Below are 20,269 nucleotides of genomic sequence, written 5' to 3'. Positions count from 1 at the left end.
GCCTATAATCACCAATGTTTAGCGGTTGCGATCCCAAAATCACCATAGTTGAGGTGCTGGATGTGCCTATAATCACCAGTGTCTAGCGGTTGCGATCCTAAAATCACCATGGTTGAAGTGCTGGATGTGCCTATAATCACCAATGTTTAGCGGTTGCGATCCCAAAATCACCATAGTTGAGGTGCTGGATGTGCCTATAATCACCTGTGTTTAGCGGTTGCGATCCCAAAATCACCATAGTTGAGGTGCTAGATGTGCCTATAATCACCAGTGTCTAGCGGTTGCGATCCTAAAATCACCATAGTTCAGGTGCTGGATGTACCTATAATCACCAGTGTTTAGCGATAGCGATCCTAAAATCACCATAGTTCAGGTGCTGGATGTCCGACAATTACCAGCCTTAGGCGATGAGCGATCCCAAAATCACCATAGTTCATGCGCTAGATGCCCTACAATCACCAGCCTTAGGTGGTGAGCGATCCTAAAAACACCATAGTTAAGGACTTCAACGTACCTATAATCACCAGCCTTAGGCGGTTAGCAATCTCAGAATATCCAGCGAACACTCGTCGAAAGAGTCATGGGTATGACATTTAATACTCCGTCGTACCATGCCCTTTAATTAGAATGAAAAGCTCACTAAGACATCAAAAAGTCGAGTGATGAATAAAGCTCACGATTGAAATTATTGTCTTGTAAGAATAATGAAAAATCACGATCCGCGACAAAACCAAACTTACAAGCTAACTCAACGAAGGTTGAGTCCGGATAGTCATACGAAAACTCTTCGGATGAAGGATAGTTAAACATGAGAGAAAGATAGTTTGTAGTGACTCCATCAACTTTATTTGTGCCCCCATTATCTCGAACAGTATCAGCAATAACTTCCATTCCTTTTTCCATAAACATGGCCTTATCAAGTGGCGCCCAATAAGTTTTACCACACTCTAAACTCAATTTACTCCATTGATAACAACCTCTACTCGGATACAAGCACTTTGTTAAATCGAAAGCATGGAGTTTCTCAAAAATGCTTGGTAAGAATTGGCCACCATCATCAACTTTAATGTTACTCTTACTGCCATACATATACACAAAGGGTAGATAAAGGCTTTTCCTACCATCGTCAGCCTTTAAGTACTGATATGGCAACATTGCAAGCCTTCGCTTTTGTCCATTTTTGAAGTGCCAAGTAATATCGATACAGTTAGCGCTCTTGATCTTAGCGTCACTGCAATGCTCGACCACACGATTTAATGTAATTGAAGAAATAAAACGATAGAGATTATTACGGATTGTATACCTTTCTGGATGTAAATAGTCTGTTCGAACGTCGTCAGTAAAAATTTCGGGTAAACTTACCAACTCATCTGCATTTAAGACCACGTCAGAATTGTTAATGGCATCCAGTTTGGCTTCAAGTACGTCAATTTGGTTTTCACTATCTCCAATAAGATCTAAAATCGTATTCGATTTTTTTGCTTTAAAACGAGCTACAAGTTCATCTAGTACTTCTCGTTCTTCTACCAACTCTGTTTCAATTTTTATTTTTTCATTTTCTACAAATGTATTATTAGCCTTATCAGATTCTGCAAGGTAAGCATCCTTACATATTTCCAACGTCAAAAGATCCAGCATGTTTACATTATATACTTCCCTATCATGCTCTCCTTTCATCGCCAAATTACACACGTAGTTAACTCTATTATCACCCTTATCGACGAACACCATCGCCCCGCCGCAAATGCCGCACCGAGCAATACCTTTTAGCAATGGTATTTTGCCACTGCTTGTATTCCTTCCTCGTTTTTCGGATTTACACATTTTAAGCTTGCGGAATGTGGCTTCATCAATTATGGGAGGATAGTAATTTTCAAAAACATGACTCACACCTTCTATATGAAAGTTTTTTTCCCCAATCAATGAACGATTAGCCCATAACTGACTAATAGCAGTATAATCCCATGTATTCGATTGTTTTACAGTACCCTTTGTTCGTGTTTGCTTGTACTCGAAATTAGCATCAAGGTACTGTTTAATTTTTAAGTCCCCGTAACCCGCAAGTTTCATTTCAACCGCTTTTTTTACACCTTCGGCATTGATATTAAGTGTATTTGTAGGTTGATCTATCCAGAATGGTGAGCGTCCAAGTGCTCCTTGTGGCTTACCTGTATCTTTCCAACGCTTTAAAGCGATCTTCTGTGCAGCAATTATACGCTTCGATTTAGTTTCAGATTCCTCATTTGCTCTCTGCATCGTAATTAACGAACCAATAAGATCTGCGGTCTGATTTTGGCTCTCTGAATCAAACATTTTGCAATCAATATGTGTATAAACACGTACGCCACGATTAATAATGCTAAGAAATTGCTCCATAGCAACGTTAACCGTTTCTCTTGAGAGGCGGTCTAGGGAGAAGACAACAAGGATACTGCCAGACGCTATTTCACCACTTTCAATTCGAGATAAAACAACTCCAAATGCACCATCCTTGTGTTTACCATGATATGCACTTAACCCCTGATCGACGAAATTCTCATCATGAATAGGAAGGTTATGCTCTTGCGACAGGTTTTCGAGGACGCTCCTCTGCTGCTGGGTTTCTAATCCCACACCTTTTGTTTGTTTAGTGGTGCTGACACGAGCGTAATTATAGATTTTAGGGGTAGTTCTCATACTTAAGGGGCTTCACTACAGAATCTAAGCCCTCAACCTTGAGAGCTAAACATAGCTGCATTAAATCACCCAACTCTCCCAAAGGAAACTGTTTTTTATTGGCAAACCACAGTAAGTATTCTTCAGGCAGGTCGATTAACACTCGCCCTGCATATTTCCCAAATGGCATTTGCATTCTAGCGAGTTTAATGAGGTTTTCTTTTTCTAACATAAGTGACAGAGAGTTAAGGTAACTCGCCCAAGGGTAACACTGGTTCTCCCTCCTCACCAGCAAATCGCAGTCACGTTTATTTTGGCGGCCTTGACTCGCTTTGTGCTAGAGTACGCGGCATAAAAAATGAGAACGAGAAAGCAATGAAGTCACCTTGTCGAGCAGCATGTAAAAATAACGCCGGAATATGCTCTGGTTGTCACCGGACGATGGATGAAATCATCCAATGGAAAGACAAAACCGATCTCCAACGAGATGTGATTATCGAACAAATCGCAGGAGAAGATTCAACGCACAGTTGTCCTGAGTGCGGGACTCAAGCCCATTGTGATATCGCCGCAGGCAAAGAGACATGCTGGTGCTTTACTATTGAAACCCGTGATTTACCCAAGCCAAGCGCCAACCAACTGTGTTTGTGCCGAAAATGTCTAGAAAAAAAGCCAGTCGCGTAATACGACTGGCTTACTGATCATCGTTTTCTGACTGGTGTTTATTTAGCGGTTAAAGCGGACGCTTCAAACTTAATGCCTTCCCACCCTGTCACCATAAAATTACGAATATTCTGGTGATCGCTGTTCTCTGGATGCTGCAATACATCTTCACGATAAAAACGGCCAAAGCAGGCTAGCGTCGCTTCTTTGTCGAGGTTGTTTAGCAAACCGAAAGCGAAGATCTTACACGAACCGTTGTTCTCGCCTGCATTGTTTTGTGTCTCACTATTTACAAAAGCGGTTGGCTCAAACGTATAGTTATCTTCGATCACCGCCATCGTTGCTTCAAATTCGACCTGCTCTGGTGACGCTGCCAATAAATCTAAAAACGATTTTAATTCCATTATTCCTCTATCCCTACTTCATCATAATGATGACACATTAGTTTCATAAAAAGCCAATATAAGAGTCATCAATCATACATATATTCAGAGCCTTACCAAATCAAACGTCATTCAGCGCTCTATCATTCCAATTGCGGAAATGGACAGCAGCATAAAACCCATGCTGATTGACAACCTATCGGATTGATAAGGAGATATCATGATCACCCCTTTAAAGGCAATCGGTGTACTCGCATTGTCATCACTTGCCATCGCGTGTTCATCACAACCCGAAGATACCGTGGCTTCATTCGCTACACAATGCAAACCTACCACTGCCCCCGTTACTGGGGAAACGTCAATTCAAGGTTTAACGTTTATCGGAACATCCGTTGCTGATGCTCCATTCGACACATCGGCAGCTGAAATCGTCAGTTATGACGCTTGTACGGATAAGCTCTATGTGGTTAATGCTCAAGCAAAACGTGTCGATGTAATGTCTATGGATGACAACGGCGTACCAACGCAAAGCGCATTCATCGATCTCAACAGCGCTGGCGAAGCAGCGGGCATTGAAATTGGCGCAGCAAACAGTGTCGCTGTATTCAATGGTTTGGTAGCAGTTGCGATTGAAAACAGTAATAAACAAGCGAATGGTATTGTTGGCTTGTACCGCTCCGACGATTTGTCATTAGTCATGACGTTTCCAACAGGCGCATTGCCAGACATGGTTGGCTTCTCAAAAGATGGCCGATACATCGCAACCGCTAATGAAGGAGAACCAAACAGCGATTACAGCATTGACCCTGAAGGTAGTATCACTTTGATCGATCTGAGCCTTGGTGTTACTCAAGCAGAAGTGACACAAATTGGCTTTAACGAATTTGATGGTTCACGAAAAGCAGAGCTCCCAATGAATGTGCGTATTTCGGGGCCAAACGCCACCATCGCACAAGATCTAGAGCCGGAATACCTCACTTTTGCAGATAACGGTAAAATCTATGTCGCGCTACAAGAAAATAGCGCCATGGCAATCGTCAATCCAGAGAGCAAATCGGTAGAAAAAATTGTTGGCTTAGGTGAGAAGTCTGGGTCGGGCGCTAAACTCGATGCATCCAACAAAGACAAAATCATTGGGAACTTGAAAAGCTACCCACAACTGGTTGGCTTATTTATGCCTGACACTATCGACAGCTACTCAGTGAATGGGAGTACTTACATCGTATCTGCAAATGAAGGCGACGGGCGTGAGTACGGATTCACAACCACTCAAGAACTGTGCGACAAAGCTGGCTTTATGTGGGATGAAGACGATTACCTTGGTACAGATGAATACACATCTGAGCAAGGGAGCTGTTTAAGCCATATTGATGAAGTGCGCGGTAAGAAGCTGAAAGTAGCAGCAGAACACCCATTGGCAGAGGCACTAAAAGACAACAAACAACTCGCGCGTTTAAAAGTGATTAAGCCGGAACAAACGCTTTCTGCACAAGAGAATGTTCAATCATTTGGCGCGCGTTCATTCTCGATTTGGGATGAAAACGGCAAGTTGGTCTTCGATAGTGGTGACGATTTCGCGACTATCGCGCTGCTGAATGAAGGCAAGAACTTCAACAGCACCAACGATAACAATAATAGTGGCGATGACCGAAGTGATGATAAAGGTATTGAGCCAGAGGCGATTGAAGTAGCACAAATTAACGGTCGTCATTACGCGTTTATCGGCTTGGAGCGTCAAGGCGGTATCATGATTTATGACATCACAGACCCGAAACAAGCGCAGTTTATGCATTACGTAAACCGCCGTGATTACAATCAGCCAGTATGTACAGAAGTCGAAGATGGCGAATGCATGAACGACACATACAATCCAAAAGCAGGCGATTTAGGTCCAGAATCCATTAATTACTTTACCCGTAATGGTGGTCATTTTATCGCCGTTGGCAATGAGGTATCGGGCACGACATCCGTCTTCCGAATCAATCTATAAAGTAATGTAAAAGTCATTTAGAACCAAAACGCCCGACGTAAGCCGGGCGTTTTTTTGTATGAGGTAATGTCCTACTCTGCCGATGCTAGCGCGTCACACTTTGATGCGCAGATAAAATCGTTTTTATGCAGACCTTTGATAGAGTGACTCCACCACGTTACGGTAACCTTACCCCATTCCAACAAAATAGAAGGATGGTGGAACTCATCTTCTGCCAGTTCCGCGATTTTGTTACTGAAAGCCCATGCTTGTTTGAAGTTCTTAAATTTATACACCTTTTCTAGTTGAGGTATATCTTCTCTTTCAATGATCTGCCAATCAGACAATTGCAGAAGCAGAGACTGTTGCTCTTCTTTGCTTAGTGCAATGGCATCGATACTACAAGCTTCGCATTTTTGTTCATTCAACATGAGCAGGTTCCTTTGGTTCAAAAAGTGGAGGAAGCAGTCCAGCTTCAATCGCTAGATCGGCTTGTTTCAATAAATTTAACTGACTGATTTTAAAAAGCTGAGAAAAGTCATCAATCACATAGTACTTCGGTTGCATGATGTCGATACGATAAGGCGTTCTCAGCACTGTTTGTAATTCAAATGGGTCGCGAATTGCTACATCACTCTCTAATGCGTAGAGGGTTTCGCCAGGAGATGAAAGAATACCACCACCGTAAATTTTGGTTTTGTCCCCTTCTTTCACCAAGCCAAACTCTACGGTAAACCAGTAGAGGCGAGCGAGATAGGCTCTTTGTTTTGGGGTAGCGGCTTGCCCTAGTTGACCATAATGCTCGGTAAATGCAGCAAAGTCTGGGTTGGTTAACATCGCGCAATGACCAAATATTTCGTGGAAGAAATCTGGCTCCTGTAAGTAATCGAACTCATCTCTTGTACGCAAGAATGTGGCGACTGGAAAGCGCTTATTACCGAGTAGATTAAAAAATCGGTCGAAATCAATAAGCGCGGGAACGGGCTCCACTTGCCAACCTGTTGTCTCCATCAAGACACGATTAATTTCTGGTAACTGAGGAACGCGGTCTTGAGGTAAATCAAGCAGCGTCAAACCGTGTAAATAAGCCTCACAAGCTCTGTTTTGGATCACACCCATTTGTCGTGTTACCAAATCTCGCCAAATGGCGTCTTCTTCACGGCTCCATTCAACCCTGCCTTCCTGGTTTACGGGTTTAGAACGATACTGGGTCATGGCTCATCTCCATTAACAAATCCTTTACATTAAGCCTATCTGTAGTCTTAAGAGCTTCCAATCCCTGCGCGATTTTCTCAGCATCATCCCGATGTAACATATTGTTTACAACTCATCGTAACTGCATGATTTTTATGACACGATATAATATCTTGCTTGTTTGACTTTATCGTGTATTCCTCTCAAACTAAAACCTGTTATCACTTTGTTATAGAGGGACCTATGCGCGAGAGCAGCAAAGTATGGCAACCGAGCGAAAGTCGTATCGAAGAAGCCAACATTACACAGTTTATTGAACACATTAATCGACAAGGAAATACCCTTGAAAGCTTCGCTGATCTGCATCAATGGTCACTCGATCATGTAGAAAAATTTTGGCAGGAAGTTTGGCTATTCTGCGACGTCATTGGCACTCAGGGAGAGACCATAAAAGAGCGAGCAGAAAGTCGCTGGCAGCAACCTGTTGAAAATAGGGATATAAAATGGTTCCCAAACGCGCAAATTAACTACGCCGAAAATTTGCTAACCTACGCGTGTCACCAACCCGATGATCTCGCGATTTGGTTTGAAAATGAACGTGAAGAAAAACAGACCTACACCTGGAAACAATTGTGCGAAGAAGTTTCGAGTGTGCAGCAATGGTTGAAAGAATGTGGAATTAAGCAAGGTGATGTCGTCGCTGGTTATTTACCTCACCTACCTCAAACGGTAATAGCTATGCTAGCAACCACCAGTTTAGGGGCGACCTGGACTTCCACCTCACCTGATTTTGGCGTCGAAAGCGTTTTGGAGCGCTTTGGTCAAGTGAAACCCAAAATCCTGTTTACTTGTGATGGCTATACATTCAATGGCAAAACTTTCGATATGTCTAAGAAAAACCAGCATATTACGGATCATCTTGATGGTCTTAAACAAGTTTGCCAAATTAGCTACCTTAAACCACACATTTTTGAATGCGATGTCTGCACCCAAGATTGGCAAAATGTCCTGAATCAATACACCCCCGAAGCGCTGACTTTTACTCGTGTGAATTTTAACGATCCGCTATTTGTGCTCTATTCTTCAGGCACAACAGGCAAACCGAAATGCATCGTTCATTCCGTCGGCGGAACGGTGCTTAATCACTTGAAAGAGCATCAACTGCATTGCGATATCCAACCGAACGACCGAGTGTTTTATTACACGACCTGCGGTTGGATGATGTGGAACTGGCACGTTTCTTCACTCGCGAGCGGTGCATGTTTGGTGATTTTTGATGGTAGCCCTGTTTACCCCACTCATAATGTGCTCTGGGACCTCGCAGAACGAGCCGAAGTGACGCTGTTTGGAACCTCAGCAAAATACCTAGAGGCGCTGGAAAAAGCACCTTTTTCTCCGCAGAAAAGTGATGCATTTCCAAGTCTGAAAACCATTTGCTCAACGGGCTCTGTTCTGTATCCAGAACAGTTTGATTATGTCTATCAGCGCATTAAAGAAGATGTACACCTCGCCTCGATTTCTGGCGGAACAGACATTTGTGGCTGCTTTGTATTGGGCAACCCTATTTCTCCCGTTTATCGGGGAGAGTGCCAATCAGCAGGGTTAGGGGTCGATGTCCGAGTCTTTAACCCACAAGGTAATAGCGTAATGGGAGCGCGCGGTGAGTTGGTTTCCGCCAATTCATTACCCAACTTCCCTGCTGGCTTTTGGAACGACACCGGTGAGAGATATCATCGTGCTTATTGGGATAAATTCGACAATATTTGGCACCACGGCGATGATGTTGAACAGACCCGCGTTGGGGGATACGTATTTTATGGTCGAAGTGATACCACGTTGAATCCTGGTGGCGTAAGAATCGGCACGGCCGAAATCTATCAGCAAGTGAACTGTATAGACGGTATTCTAGATTCGATCGCAGTAGGAAAAGAAGTCGATCGCAACGAACAAATATGGCTGTTTGTCCAATTAGTCAAAGGGGTAGAGCTCAATGACGAGATGATCGCTTCCATCAAAGCACAGCTAAAGTCTGCATGTTCTCCAAGGCATGTACCTAGTGCAATTTACGCAATAAGCGATATACCTAAGACACGCTCAGGAAAGCTGGTCGAGTTAGCCGTTAAGCAAGTCGTTAACAACCGAAGCGTCGAAAATTTAGGCGCAATAGCCAACCCTGAAGTGCTGGAGGAGATACGCAGGATAGTCGTCTCAAAATAACCTCCGAAGACTAAGTTGTTCGAGTATGTCCTTGCCTGCACCACGACGCTTGTTTAGAGCAAGTGAAGTTACATATATCCTCAGCAGATAAGAAAAAAGCGAGCTTGTTAGCTCGCTTTTGTCATTTTTTGTTCTTTATTCAGCGGTATTAGCGACGACCAAGCCCCATTAATACCGACATTGTTTTACCATCAGATGTAATGTCAAAAACGTGTTGCGATTCAACTTCAGTAAAACCCGCTTCTTTCAGTGCACGCTCAGACTTCGCAAGGGTAAAACCGTCTTGTTCACATTCTGCAATCCAATCAAAATGAACAAAATAGCCGCCGTGGTTAAGTAGAGAATGCGAGATCGTTAATGACGCGTCTAAGTCTTCCACAAACGCTAAAACTGATGATGCAACCACCAAGTCGAACTGTCCACGAAACGCAGGGTGCTGAGCAACCAAGCCGCGAGATAATGCATCTACCACAGGTTCTACGTTGACGAGCTCTTTTTTATCGAGTTCCTCAATCATGGCTTCCGATGCGTCTAATGCTACGATGTCTTTAACCATCGGTGACAATCGTTGACTTAACTGCCCTGTTCCGCATCCAAAATCTAGTACTTTAATGCCATCAAGCTGAGTTAGCTGTTGTAACTGCTCAAACACCGACTGCGCAAATTGCTCTGTTGCTGGATTTGATTCCCAGTTTTTTGCTAAGCCGTCCCAATCTTGTGCCATCGTGGCCTCCATGTTCACTTTTTGTAACCCACATAGATTACCGCAAAACCGTTAAAAGACCATAGACTTATCTGGCGGATTCGCGTTTTTTTCGATAATCTTTCATGGCTTTGGGAGCGCATCTGCATAATACCCAAATTATTTGAATTCATTTATTGGTTGTGTCAAATCATGAACTTAACTCAAGTAGAAGCCTTCTGCACCATCGCTGAGTGTGGTTCTGTTTCTGAAGCGGCAAGGCAACTCGACTGCAATCGCACCAAACTCAGTATGTCGATTAAGGCATTAGAGAAAGATCTCGACGTTGAATTGTTTAACCGAACTGGCAACCAGCTCACCCTCTCTGAAGCTGGTAAAGCCATTTACAAAGATTGCGAACACCTACTTATCATCGCACAACGGGTCAGAAAGACCTGCGCTCAAATCTCGGAAGGGTTTAACGCGGAAGTTTGGGTAGCACGTGACGACTCCTTACCTGATGATCTCTGGCAAGAATTGTCTCATACATTGAATAACCGCTTTCCTTCAACAACCTTCAACTTAATCTTGGCATCCAGTGGCGACTTAGCCAACTTGGTCAGTACCCACCAAGTAGATTTTGCTTTCGGTGTTGATTATGAGCGAGTAGACGATCCTCGTATCGTATATAACCCGTTAGGCAAGATACGTATGATGTCAGTATGCAGTGTAGAACACCGCCTAAGTAAGATGCGCCGTGTCTCAGACGAAGATCTACGTAGTCAAATGCAAGCACTAATGGTGTACCTAAATGAGAAAGACAACCCTGAACTGCAACCTTTCTCGACTCGATATATTGGTTTTTCGAGTTTTGACTACATGCTGAACACCATCTTAGAAGAAGACGCTTGGGGCGTGCTTCCTGAACCATTAATCCGCCATTACCTTCGTCAGCAGAAGCTCGCCGTTATCAAACACACATACGGATTGACGCAAGAAGACTACTGTATGTTTTCACCTAACGGCCATACTGAGCATCCAGCAATGACGTGGTTAGCAGATAAATTGAGCGAGTATTTATTTGACTTCTAAATATTTTATCAGTGAGCGTCAATTTTACTGACACCAAAAAATCACAGTAAGCCATTGTTTTATAAGAACATAAATAAAAACGCAATTTTTTAGATTAGTTACTGGTCACTTTGTGGTTGCCTAAATTACCTTATGAGCGAAGAATAGTAAGGTATTAAAATTCAAAGGCATCTTTTATGTGTGACAGGACAAGCAAAAACGAAAACCGTATTCTAACCATTTCAGCCCTTTTGGCATCTGGGTTCGCTGCTGGTGGTATGGTACTTGGCTTGCTTGTAGGCTCAATTGTCATCGTTTTTGACGGTGTTTACTCTTTGGTCAGCTTACTGTTAACTTTATTGTCACTGGCCGCTTCTTACTATATTAACAAGCCTTCAAAATCTGTATTCCCATTTGGAAAAGCGGTCTTAGAACCAATCGTTATTGCGATAAAAGCAGCCGTCATTTTAGTGGTTGTAAGCTTCTCTCTCTACTCTGCGATATCAGCATTGATGTCTGGAGGTCGCCAGGTCGATGCTTCTATTGCGACCTTATTCGGCATCGTGAATGTTATCGGTTGTGGTTACGCTTGGTGGTTTATGGCGAAACGCAGCCGCCGCTTCTCATCAGGCTTGATTGAAGCGGAGAAAAAACAGTGGCAAATGGATACTTTGTTGAGTGTGGCGGTGACCGTAGGATTTATCTCGGCTTGGGCTGTTTCACTAACGCCATTCTCTGAGTATGCGGTATATGCCGACCCCATGATGATGGTTTTAATGGGCTTTTACTTCCTCAAAGTACCGTTCGATATGCTAGTAGGTGCCTTACGTGAACTACTAATGATGACACCAAGCAAAGAGCTGTGTCAGAGCGTTGGCAAAGATGTTCTTGAGATTGAAAAAGTAACTGAGCATCAATTGAAACTGGCTGGCGTAACGAAGGTGGGCCAAGAGCTACGAGTAAATGTGGACGTACATATTGATGACGACACATTGGAGCTTGATACACTAGAGCACACTCGTAAGCAGCTTATCAAGCGACTGTCGAAGCACAGATTCAAACTTCAACTACACTTGAACGTCGCTTATTAGAGCGCCACCAAAGAGCCGTTAAAACTCAATAAAAAGCTCCCAATCTCGGGAGCTTTTTTAATTTTTTCGATTTAGTTGCTTCGTATTCGAATACAGCTCGCAAGGGAGATCTGTTCGTTGCTCACTTAAATTCTCTGATCTCGTTGGTAACTTACCCAGCCGCTTCGCGCTTCTCTTTGGTGACTAACCAACACATCAGCGAGCCCACCGTTACCATCACAACGCCCTGCCAAAAGCTATGGCTCAGAGTTACGCCAAGAATAATGGAAGAAAATAAAGCGGAAAAAATGGGCGTGAAGTAAGACAAGGTGGCGAGAAAAACCATATTGCCGCCAACGATCGCGATGTTCCATAAACCATAACCACCAGCCATTAAAGCCGCAGAAGCCACTAAGTACCCCACCGCTTCCCAACTGAATGTCATTGGTGGCCCATCCGTAAACGCATATTTGACCCAAAGCGAAACAGCTGTTGCAATGAAAAACAGGGTAATCGCATTATGTTTAGATTGCTGCCTTTGGGTTAAGTTGCAATAAAAAGCCCATATAACCGCGCCAGCGAAAGCCATAAAATACACCAGAGGGTTACTACTAACATTGGACATGATCTGAGTTATGGATAAGCCATTCTCACCGCTCACAGTCCAAGCAACCCCAACAAACGCCAGCGTAACTGCGGGATAAAGCAACCAGTTTGTTTTTTTATTGCTGCCAAGGACCGCAAATAAAACCGTCAGTGCGGGCCAAAGGTAGTTGACAATCGACACCTCAATTGCCTGCGCACGCGAGTTGGAATATCCCAAAGATAGAGCGAGAAATATTTCATAGCAGACGAACATCGCACCACCAAGCACAAGATACTTGGGAGAAAAGTAAGACAACTTTGGAATACCGACCACGATAAGAAGGAAAACAGAGCTGAGAGAGTACAACATGGCTGCCCCACCTACAGGACCTAAACTCTCCGTAACCAACCTCGCGATGCCAAGCAGACAACTCCAAGAGAGAATCGCGATACAACCATAAAGTGTGAAACGAAATTGCACTGATTTCATGTGACCTACCACTCACGAATGCCAAAGGAAACGTCAGCTTAACTCAAAAATGATCAGGTTCAACGTACTGTTTTATAAAAATCAGTATAAAAATCATTCTATTAAGCCGTTGGAGTTGATATGAAACATTTTCTGCCCTCTAGTGTTATGCTTACACCCTTTGTTGTGCGCTACTATGATGAAGATGACAACGAGAGTGAAAACGTTAAAACACACTCGGAAACGCATGGTCTAGATAGCGAAGAGCAATCTAAGGAACGTTCAGAGTAAAGGAATCCAAACATGAAAAAAGTCGCAGTCATTTTAAGTGGTTCAGGCGTTTACGACGGTTCTGAGATCCACGAAGCAGTGTTGGCGCTCTACGCCATCGAGAAAGCAGGGGCAACTTGGCACTGCTTTGCACCTAACATTGACCAACTCCACGTCATCAATCACCTAACTGGTGACGAAATGGATGAAACCCGTAACGTCTTGATCGAATCAGCTCGTATCGCACGCGGAAACATTGACGATGTTGCCAAACTTAACGTTGATGAATACGATGCCCTACTGCTTCCTGGTGGATTTGGTGCTGCGAAAAACTTAACCGACTTCGCCGTTTCAGGTGCAGAGTGCTCCATTAACACACACGTAGCTCAAGCTTGTCGCGCGTTTGCTAATTCGAAAAAACCAGCTGGCTATCTGTGTATTTCTCCTGTCATTATTCCGATGATTTATGAGCAAGGCGTGAAAGGAACGGTAGGCAATGATGAGGCAGTCTCAATAGCATTTAATCAAATGGGCGGTGAACACACCACGTGCCCTGTCGAAGACATCGTTTTTGATGAAAAACACCTCGTACTTTCAACCCCTGCTTACATGTTGGCAGAAAATATCTCTCAAGCGGCCTCAGGTATCGAAAAGTTAGTATCAAAGCTGATTAAAATAGCTTAATTATTAGTAGTTAGCTTATAAAACACTTCCCTATCCCCATTGATAATTAAGTTATTAATGGGGGTTTTTTATACTTTAGTCGAATTTAGAGATATATCCGCGTCAGAAGTCAATTTTTGCCAATCGTTTGCGTCCATAGTTTCATATTTGTTCTACTTTATATCAGTGTTGCACTTATACGTAGTGCAACAAGATCACTGTCACAGTTTTTCTCTTGCAAGTACCTCTAAGTAGGTAAACTTGCTTCAGATCAACTTCAATCTGGAAACGAATGTGCGACAGTAAATGGCAAATTAAGAAAGATTATTAAAAATAACGACGGAGCTATCCAATATGACAAGTGCATTTTTTATCCCTACGGTAAACCTAATGGGCGCTGGTTGTTTGAAAGACGCAGCAGACAGCATCCAATCTCAAGGCTTTAAAAAAGGTTTGATCGTTACGGATAAGATCCTTAACCAAATCGGTGTAGTCAAACAAGTTCAAGACCTTCTCACTGAGCGCGATGTAGCAACCGTTGTGTTTGATGGCACTCAACCAAATCCAACTATCAGCAACGTTAACGACGGCTTAGCACTTCTTACTGATAACGAATGTGACTTCGTTGTCTCTCTAGGTGGTGGTTCACCACACGACTGTGCGAAAGGTATCGCGCTTGTTGCTTCTAACGGCGGCAAAATCGCAGATTACGAAGGCGTAGACCAGTCTGCAAAACCAATGATGCCACTTATCGCAATCAACACGACGGCAGGTACTGCATCTGAAATGACGCGTTTCTGCATCATCACTGACGAAGAGCGTCACATCAAGATGGCTATCGTTGATAAGCACACAACACCGCTTATCTCGGTAAACGATCCAGAGCTAATGCTCGCTAAGCCTGCTTCGCTAACTGCGGCAACAGGTATGGATGCCCTAACTCACGCGATTGAAGCTTACGTATCTATCGCGGCAACACCAATCACTGATGCGGTAGCAATTAAAGCGATTGAGCTTATCCAGGCTTATCTACGCACAGCAGTGAAAAACGGTGAAGATCTAGAAGCTCGTGAACAAATGGCATACGCGCAGTTCATGGCGGGTATGGCATTCAACAACGCGTCTCTAGGTTACGTACACGCAATGGCACACCAGCTAGGTGGTTTCTATGACCTTCCACACGGTGTTTGTAACGCGATTCTTCTACCTCACGTACAGCGTTACAACGCGCAAGTATGTCCTGAGCGTCTACGTGACGTAGCAAAAGCAATGGGCGTAAACGTAGAAGGCATGTCTGCTGAAGCAGGTGCAGCGGCAGCAATCGACGCTATCGTTACTCTAGCGAAAGATGTGGGTATCCCAGCAGGTATCAAAGAGCTTGGTGCGAAACTAGAAGACATCCCAACACTAGCAGACAACGCACTGAAAGACGCTTGTGGTTTCACTAACCCTAAACAAGCAACTCACGAAGAAATTTCTAAGATCTTCGAAGAAGCGATGTAATCTCGCTACATAAACAATTCTCTAGCCTTAATTCAATCCCCGATCTCGTATCGGGGATTTTTTACATTCATATACAAGTGAATCTCTGCCAAACATAGTCTTTTAGTGTTAGCTTCTAAGTATTAACACGATTCATATTGGAAGGAACCATGAGAACGATTGCTGCTGCCCTACTCACTTGTTTATCCTTTTCTGCCAACGCTGCCGAATACCGCGCGAACGAGGTGGCGAATGGATTTCAGATCCCTTGGGGGATCGAGTTTTTAGATAACCAACGCGTTATTGTCAATGAAAAGAACGGTACGGTTTCGTTGCTGGATATCAGCACAGGCAAACCTCAAAAGCTGTTTAACGTCCCCAATGTGAACACCAGTGGACAAGCCGGCTTATTGGATGTCGCGCGCGCACCGAATGCCGATAAGCAAAACCCGCAACTCTTCTTTACTTACAGCAAGCGCACGAGCAAAGGCAATACGGTGGCGTTAGCGACGGCGCAATTGCAAAACAATCAACTTGTGGGTTGGAACGATCTCTTTGTTGCTGATGCCATCACCGACACAGGGCGTCACTACGGCAGTCGACTTTCATTTGTAGACGACAAAGTTTACTTCTCAATCGGTGACCGTGGCGAACGTGATAATGGGCAAGACACTCAAACCCATGCTGGCAGTATTCTTCGCCTTAACCTTGATGGTTCGGTTCCACAAGACAACCCATTCAAACCTTCCGAAGCTCGTCCTGAGATATGGAGTTACGGGCACCGCAACCCACAAGGTATGTTTTACGACGAAGCAACTAAACAGCTGTGGTCGATTGAGCATGGACCACGCGGTGGCGATGAAATTAATCTAATCAAGAAAGGCGCAAACTACGGCTGGGCAAAAGTCTCTCATGGTAAAGAATATTGGGGACCGTTGGACGTTGGGGAAGCTAAGTCGTTACCGGGAATGGAAGATCCCAAGCTGGTATACATCCCTTCTATCGCACCCAGTAATATGATTTTGTACCGTGGTGATAAATACCCAGAATTGGACGGGAAAATCCTCGCAGGCGCATTGAAACTGGCGCACATCAACGTGGTTTCTATTGATAATGGCAAGCTCACCGAATCAAAAAGATTGATGGAGAGTCTTGGTGAACGAGTAAGAGATATAACCATCAGCCCCGATGGCTATATCTATTTTTCTACCGACAGCGGCAAAATCTTTCGTCTTGAGGAAAGGTAATCAAACACTAAAATCGTTAAGGCTATTTAATTTGTGACGTACTAGTGATTTATTTTCGTACAATCTAAGCAGAAGAATCTAAACTTAACAATAACCTTTTGTTTTTTAAAACGATAGTTCGGTTAAGTTGTACGAGGTCATTATGATTCCATTCCCTTTACAGCTCGATAAAATTAAAGCCGTGGTGTTTGATTTAGACAACACCTTGGTGAGTTCTGATATGAACTTCGGCGAATTGCGACAACAGCTTGGCTGTCCGCAGAGTGAAGATCTATTGGATTTTGTCGACGCACTTGAGCACCCTCATCATCGAGAGCACGCTCATAACGTGATATTTGATTACGAGATTTCTGATGCTGAGCAGTCTGCTCCAATGATTGGCTGCCATGAATTACTCGCCCACTTGCATCAAAATGAAATCAAAACCGCTATCGTGACGCGCAACTGCCAAATCGCCACGCAGCGCAAACTAGAGCACAACCAAATCTCTGTGGAGCGAGTCATCACTCGTGAATGCTTCCCGCCCAAGCCAGACCCATTGTCTTTACAGGTGTTGGCGAAAGAGTGGCGTTTGATGCCTGATGAAGTGCTTTATGTCGGCGATTACCTTTACGACTTACAGGCAGCGTATAACGCGCAGATGCCCTCTTGCCTTGTGCACCATGGGAATCAAGAAACCTTCAATGACTCAGCCTCGTTGGCGCTTAATGAACTCAGTGATTTATTGAGCCGTTTCGAATCCTTACCACGCAAATAAAGCACACACAAAAAATACGCAAACAAAAAAAGGGGCACCAACGTGCCCCTTATGACTTATTCCCGATTGTTTCATGCGTTCCCAAGGATTGCTTGGGTGATGCGCTGCTTAGCCTTGTAGGTAAGCGTTAAGCATCCACATTAATTTTTCTTGCTCACGGATGTAGTCACCCATCAATGCCGCTGTACCTTCGTCATCTGCTTCACCCGCGTTTTGTAGAATCTCACGCTGTTTTAGAAGTAGAACGCTAAAGCCTTGAACCAGACCTTGTACACACTCCTCACCAGAAGTCGCGTTTTGATGTTCTTTAATTTCACTTGCTTCCAAGTAGTTGCTGAATGCGTGCGCTGGCGTATGACCCAAAGTTAGAATACGCTCTGCAAGCTCATCGATTTTTGTTTGTAGATCAGTGTAGATCTCTTCAAATTTTACGTGCAGTTCGAAGAATTGCGCACCTTTAATATTCCAGTGGTAACCGCGAGAGTTCATGTACAACACTTGGTAATGCGCTAGCAGTTGATTTAACTGTTGAGCTAGTTGTGCTGATTGTTCGCTGTCTAGACCAATTAGGCTTACTTGTTTGTTCATAATCTTGCTCCTAGAAGGATGATACCAATCGTAGTAACTAACAATTCTCTTACTGGGATTGGTATAAAGTTTAAAAATTCTTTTGCAGTATTTGCTGCCGATGGAGTCATATTACGACTCCGGCTCGGTGAAGAGAATTTGGTTTTAACTATGATTTAAATAGCTAAATCCAATGAGCAAGTAGACGAATATCGGCGTATCATCCAACAAAAAGCCCAACCCTTTTTGTGTAAAAAGGATTGGGCTTTTTTACTATTTGGTTAACGTTCAAAAGTAGATGAACAGACGTAAACCTTATCTACGCCGTTTTAAAAGTTGCCATCTGTTGATTCAGCTCGGTAACTTGCTCTTTTACTTGCAATGATGTCTCTGATGCACGTTGGCTGTTATTCGAAACCTCATCCACTGATTGAGTAATACCGGACATCAATCCAGTGATCGAATTGGTCGCATGAGATTGCTGCTCTGCCGCTGCCGCAAGCTCTGCCATTTGTTCATTCAAGGAACCTATTTGCTCAGTAGTAACAAGCAAACGAGTTACCGCTTTTTCAATGTGCTCAGCGCCCTGCTCCGCAAGTGATTGACTGTGTTCAATCTCCTCAACCACAGAATTGGTCGAGCGTTGAATCGCATTGATGATGCCGTTGATTTCTGTCGTCGATTGAGTAGTGCGCGTCGCTAACATGCGTACTTCGTCCGCCACAACCGCAAAGCCTCGTCCTTGGTCACCCGCACGCGCTGCTTCTATCGCGGCATTCAATGCCAGTAAGTTAGTTTGTTCTGCTAAGCCTTCAATCACCTCTGTAACTCGGCCAATGGCTTCGCTCTCTTTGCTTAACTGTGTTACTTGCGTACTCGCGGTTTCAATGCTGCCGTGCAAGCTTTCCATGGTGACTTTGTTTTGCTCTAAAGCATCACGACCTTGTTCAATCTCGCCTTTTGAGTCAGAAAGCTTCTGCACCGATTGATTGGCTTGATCTAGGGTGTTACGCGCGGCTAAAGCGATTTCATCCAATTGGCTTCCCATTTCAACAATGCTGGTCTGTTGCTGTTCAACATTCGATGAGGTGACTTGCGCCGATTCCAACAAAGCTCCCATGCTGGTATCCACTTGGTGCGCTTTCTCACTCACCCCTGCCACGATGCTCGCTAACGATTGGTTCATGCGGTTAATCGAATCGGTAAGGTCTGCCAATTCATCTTTCCCAACAACAGTGAGCGGAGGCTGAGAAACGTCTCCTGAAGCGATCGTCTTTGCACGCTCCGATAAGTTTTTCACTCGGCGACCAATGGTGTTGCCCATGTATTTTGAAATCGCTACTGCGGCAAACAAAACTAATGCTGCTGCAATCAACATAGTGGTCAGTACGTTCTTGATCGACTGATTAATACCCTGTCCACTTTGATCAGCACGACTTTGCTGAGCCAATACGATCGTTTCTAAACTTTGGTCTAGTGCATCCGCTGCTGGCAACAGTTCATTCGCCATTAACAAGTTTGATTCGTTCCATTCTGGCGATTGACGCAATGCAATCACCTGCTCTGCTAAAGGAAAGTACAGTTGCTGCATTTCTTTAAACAGTGACCACAGTGATTGGTCGTTATCGGTAAGTCTGTCGAGTTTGCTGTCGATTTCCGCCACGGACTGATTGTGGTACTTAATCAAGTCGTGGTATTTGTCCAAATGATCTTGCTGCCCGTACAACAGGAAATCTCGCAAAGCAGACAGTGCATTGGCGAGGGAGGTATAGCTGTCGGCGTAGACTTTAAACAAACGCTTTCTGTCCCCACCAAATGGGTTCCCTGACTCTTCGTTGATTAAGCTTTGAAGCTGATCAAGTGCCACTTCTGCAATGGGTGCCGCTTCGTTAATAAAGAGGTTATGCGCGGGTAAGTTCTCATCACTGTGGCTAAGTTCAATCAACTTGTTTAGAGAAACTTTTACCGCATCCCACTGGGTTTGAATCGCTTGAAAATCCTGTTCAGAGATCAAAGCCTGCAACGTTGGAAGCGACTCGTCTGTAGATGCCATGATATTGCGTACGTCCTCACTCAGACGTGCGCTCGCCTCTTCATCGCCACCTAGCAACATGTAGGCTCGAATAGAAGACAGCGACGCTTGAACGGACTGTTGGATACCGCGACTGGTGTCGACGGTCGGTAAATCGGATTTAAGTAACGAAGAGGCGTATTGCTCTACGGTAGTGACGTTGCGATACGTGAATACCGCTGATGCCATAAAAAGTACGGCTAGCAGCACAAAACTGAGCTGCAACTTCCCTGATATCGTAAGGTTCATCCATA

General features: G+C 44.1%; 19 protein-coding genes. 10 read left to right on the top strand and 9 right to left on the bottom strand.

Annotation, left to right across the window (positions count from 1 at the left end):
- Window positions 1-639: 639 nt before the first annotated feature.
- Window positions 640-2,676 carry a recombinase family protein gene (locus R7E78_RS17000; protein ID WP_315874188.1) on the bottom strand — a complete coding sequence of 679 codons (2,037 nt, stop codon included), beginning with the start codon at window positions 2,674-2,676 and terminating at the stop codon, window positions 640-642.
- The gene (locus R7E78_RS16995; RefSeq protein WP_315874189.1) at window positions 2,660-2,887 is read right to left on the bottom strand and encodes a DUF3820 family protein; all 228 of its coding nucleotides are present in this window, start codon (window positions 2,885-2,887) and stop codon (window positions 2,660-2,662) included. Before R7E78_RS16995 ends, R7E78_RS17000 begins: the two co-directional genes overlap by 17 nt.
- Window positions 2,888-3,030: 143 nt before the next feature.
- Between R7E78_RS16995 and R7E78_RS16990 the strand changes: the two genes are divergently transcribed.
- Window positions 3,031-3,339 carry a cysteine-rich CWC family protein gene (locus R7E78_RS16990; RefSeq protein ID WP_171342533.1) on the top strand — a complete coding sequence of 103 codons (309 nt, stop codon included), beginning with the start codon at window positions 3,031-3,033 and terminating at the stop codon, window positions 3,337-3,339.
- A gap of 38 nt (window positions 3,340-3,377) precedes the next feature.
- Here R7E78_RS16990 and R7E78_RS16985 read toward each other — a convergent pair whose 3' ends face one another.
- Window positions 3,378-3,722 (bottom strand): HopJ type III effector protein, encoded by a 345-nt coding sequence (locus tag R7E78_RS16985; RefSeq protein WP_318058087.1) that lies wholly within the window; start codon window positions 3,720-3,722, stop codon window positions 3,378-3,380.
- Between the two features lie 199 nt (window positions 3,723-3,921).
- Between R7E78_RS16985 and R7E78_RS16980 the strand changes: the two genes are divergently transcribed.
- On the top strand, window positions 3,922-5,691 hold the full coding sequence (locus R7E78_RS16980; RefSeq protein WP_318058086.1) for a choice-of-anchor I family protein: 1,770 nt from the start codon (window positions 3,922-3,924) through the stop codon (window positions 5,689-5,691).
- 71 nt (window positions 5,692-5,762) lie between these two features.
- Here R7E78_RS16980 and R7E78_RS16975 read toward each other — a convergent pair whose 3' ends face one another.
- A complete protein-coding gene (locus R7E78_RS16975; protein ID WP_005375563.1) occupies window positions 5,763-6,101 on the bottom strand; it encodes a 4a-hydroxytetrahydrobiopterin dehydratase in 339 nt (112 codons plus the stop codon).
- Window positions 6,091-6,885, bottom strand: coding sequence for a phenylalanine 4-monooxygenase (phhA, locus tag R7E78_RS16970; RefSeq protein WP_053350625.1), 795 nt, complete (start codon window positions 6,883-6,885; stop codon window positions 6,091-6,093). Before phhA ends, R7E78_RS16975 begins: the two co-directional genes overlap by 11 nt.
- 222 nt (window positions 6,886-7,107) lie before the next feature.
- On the opposite strand from phhA, the gene R7E78_RS16965 reads away from it, so the two are divergent.
- Window positions 7,108-9,081 (top strand): acetoacetate--CoA ligase, encoded by a 1,974-nt coding sequence (locus tag R7E78_RS16965; RefSeq protein ID WP_318058085.1) that lies wholly within the window; start codon window positions 7,108-7,110, stop codon window positions 9,079-9,081.
- A gap of 148 nt (window positions 9,082-9,229) precedes the next feature.
- Here R7E78_RS16965 and R7E78_RS16960 read toward each other — a convergent pair whose 3' ends face one another.
- Window positions 9,230-9,805 carry a class I SAM-dependent DNA methyltransferase gene (locus tag R7E78_RS16960; RefSeq protein WP_017821100.1) on the bottom strand — a complete coding sequence of 192 codons (576 nt, stop codon included), beginning with the start codon at window positions 9,803-9,805 and terminating at the stop codon, window positions 9,230-9,232.
- A 171-nt stretch (window positions 9,806-9,976) separates the two neighbouring features.
- On the opposite strand from R7E78_RS16960, the gene R7E78_RS16955 reads away from it, so the two are divergent.
- The gene (locus R7E78_RS16955) at window positions 9,977-10,855 is read left to right on the top strand and encodes a LysR family transcriptional regulator (protein ID WP_005375568.1); all 879 of its coding nucleotides are present in this window, start codon (window positions 9,977-9,979) and stop codon (window positions 10,853-10,855) included.
- A 176-nt stretch (window positions 10,856-11,031) separates the two neighbouring features.
- Window positions 11,032-11,925, top strand: a complete 894-nt coding sequence (locus tag R7E78_RS16950) for a cation diffusion facilitator family transporter (RefSeq protein ID WP_065275389.1) — start codon at window positions 11,032-11,034, stop codon at window positions 11,923-11,925.
- Window positions 11,926-12,076: 151 nt separating this feature from the next.
- Here the strand turns inward: R7E78_RS16950 and yddG are convergent, their stop codons facing one another.
- The gene (gene yddG, locus R7E78_RS16945) at window positions 12,077-12,979 is read right to left on the bottom strand and encodes an aromatic amino acid DMT transporter YddG (RefSeq protein ID WP_318058084.1); all 903 of its coding nucleotides are present in this window, start codon (window positions 12,977-12,979) and stop codon (window positions 12,077-12,079) included.
- 120 nt (window positions 12,980-13,099) lie between these two features.
- Between yddG and R7E78_RS16940 the strand changes: the two genes are divergently transcribed.
- The 5 genes from R7E78_RS16940 (at window position 13,100) to R7E78_RS16920 (ending at window position 17,377) form a co-directional block, all read left to right on the top strand.
- Entirely contained in the window at window positions 13,100-13,249 is a 150-nt protein-coding gene (locus R7E78_RS16940) for a hypothetical protein (protein ID WP_017634379.1), read from the top strand.
- A 12-nt stretch (window positions 13,250-13,261) separates the two neighbouring features.
- Window positions 13,262-13,912, top strand: coding sequence for an isoprenoid biosynthesis glyoxalase ElbB (gene elbB / locus R7E78_RS16935; RefSeq protein ID WP_154203939.1), 651 nt, complete (start codon window positions 13,262-13,264; stop codon window positions 13,910-13,912).
- A 333-nt stretch (window positions 13,913-14,245) separates the two neighbouring features.
- Window positions 14,246-15,394, top strand: a complete 1,149-nt coding sequence (yiaY, locus tag R7E78_RS16930) for an L-threonine dehydrogenase (protein ID WP_042521463.1) — start codon at window positions 14,246-14,248, stop codon at window positions 15,392-15,394.
- A gap of 149 nt (window positions 15,395-15,543) precedes the next feature.
- Complete coding sequence (locus R7E78_RS16925) at window positions 15,544-16,620, top strand: PQQ-dependent sugar dehydrogenase (RefSeq protein WP_213899610.1); 1,077 nt, start codon at window positions 15,544-15,546, stop codon at window positions 16,618-16,620.
- Window positions 16,621-16,762: 142 nt separating this feature from the next.
- Complete coding sequence (locus R7E78_RS16920; protein WP_005388252.1) at window positions 16,763-17,377, top strand: HAD family hydrolase; 615 nt, start codon at window positions 16,763-16,765, stop codon at window positions 17,375-17,377.
- Between the two features lie 108 nt (window positions 17,378-17,485).
- Here the strand turns inward: R7E78_RS16920 and R7E78_RS16915 are convergent, their stop codons facing one another.
- Both R7E78_RS16915 and R7E78_RS16910 read right to left on the bottom strand, forming a co-directional pair.
- The gene (locus R7E78_RS16915; protein WP_005388254.1) at window positions 17,486-17,965 is read right to left on the bottom strand and encodes a Dps family protein; all 480 of its coding nucleotides are present in this window, start codon (window positions 17,963-17,965) and stop codon (window positions 17,486-17,488) included.
- Window positions 17,966-18,263: 298 nt separating this feature from the next.
- Complete coding sequence (locus R7E78_RS16910; protein ID WP_151515434.1) at window positions 18,264-20,264, bottom strand: methyl-accepting chemotaxis protein; 2,001 nt, start codon at window positions 20,262-20,264, stop codon at window positions 18,264-18,266.
- Window positions 20,265-20,269 lie beyond the last annotated feature (5 nt).

This window comes from Vibrio sp. YT-19(2023), from assembly GCF_033337395.1.
Note: the sequence above shows the minus strand (reverse complement) of the source record. Positions and strands in the feature narration are given on the sequence as shown.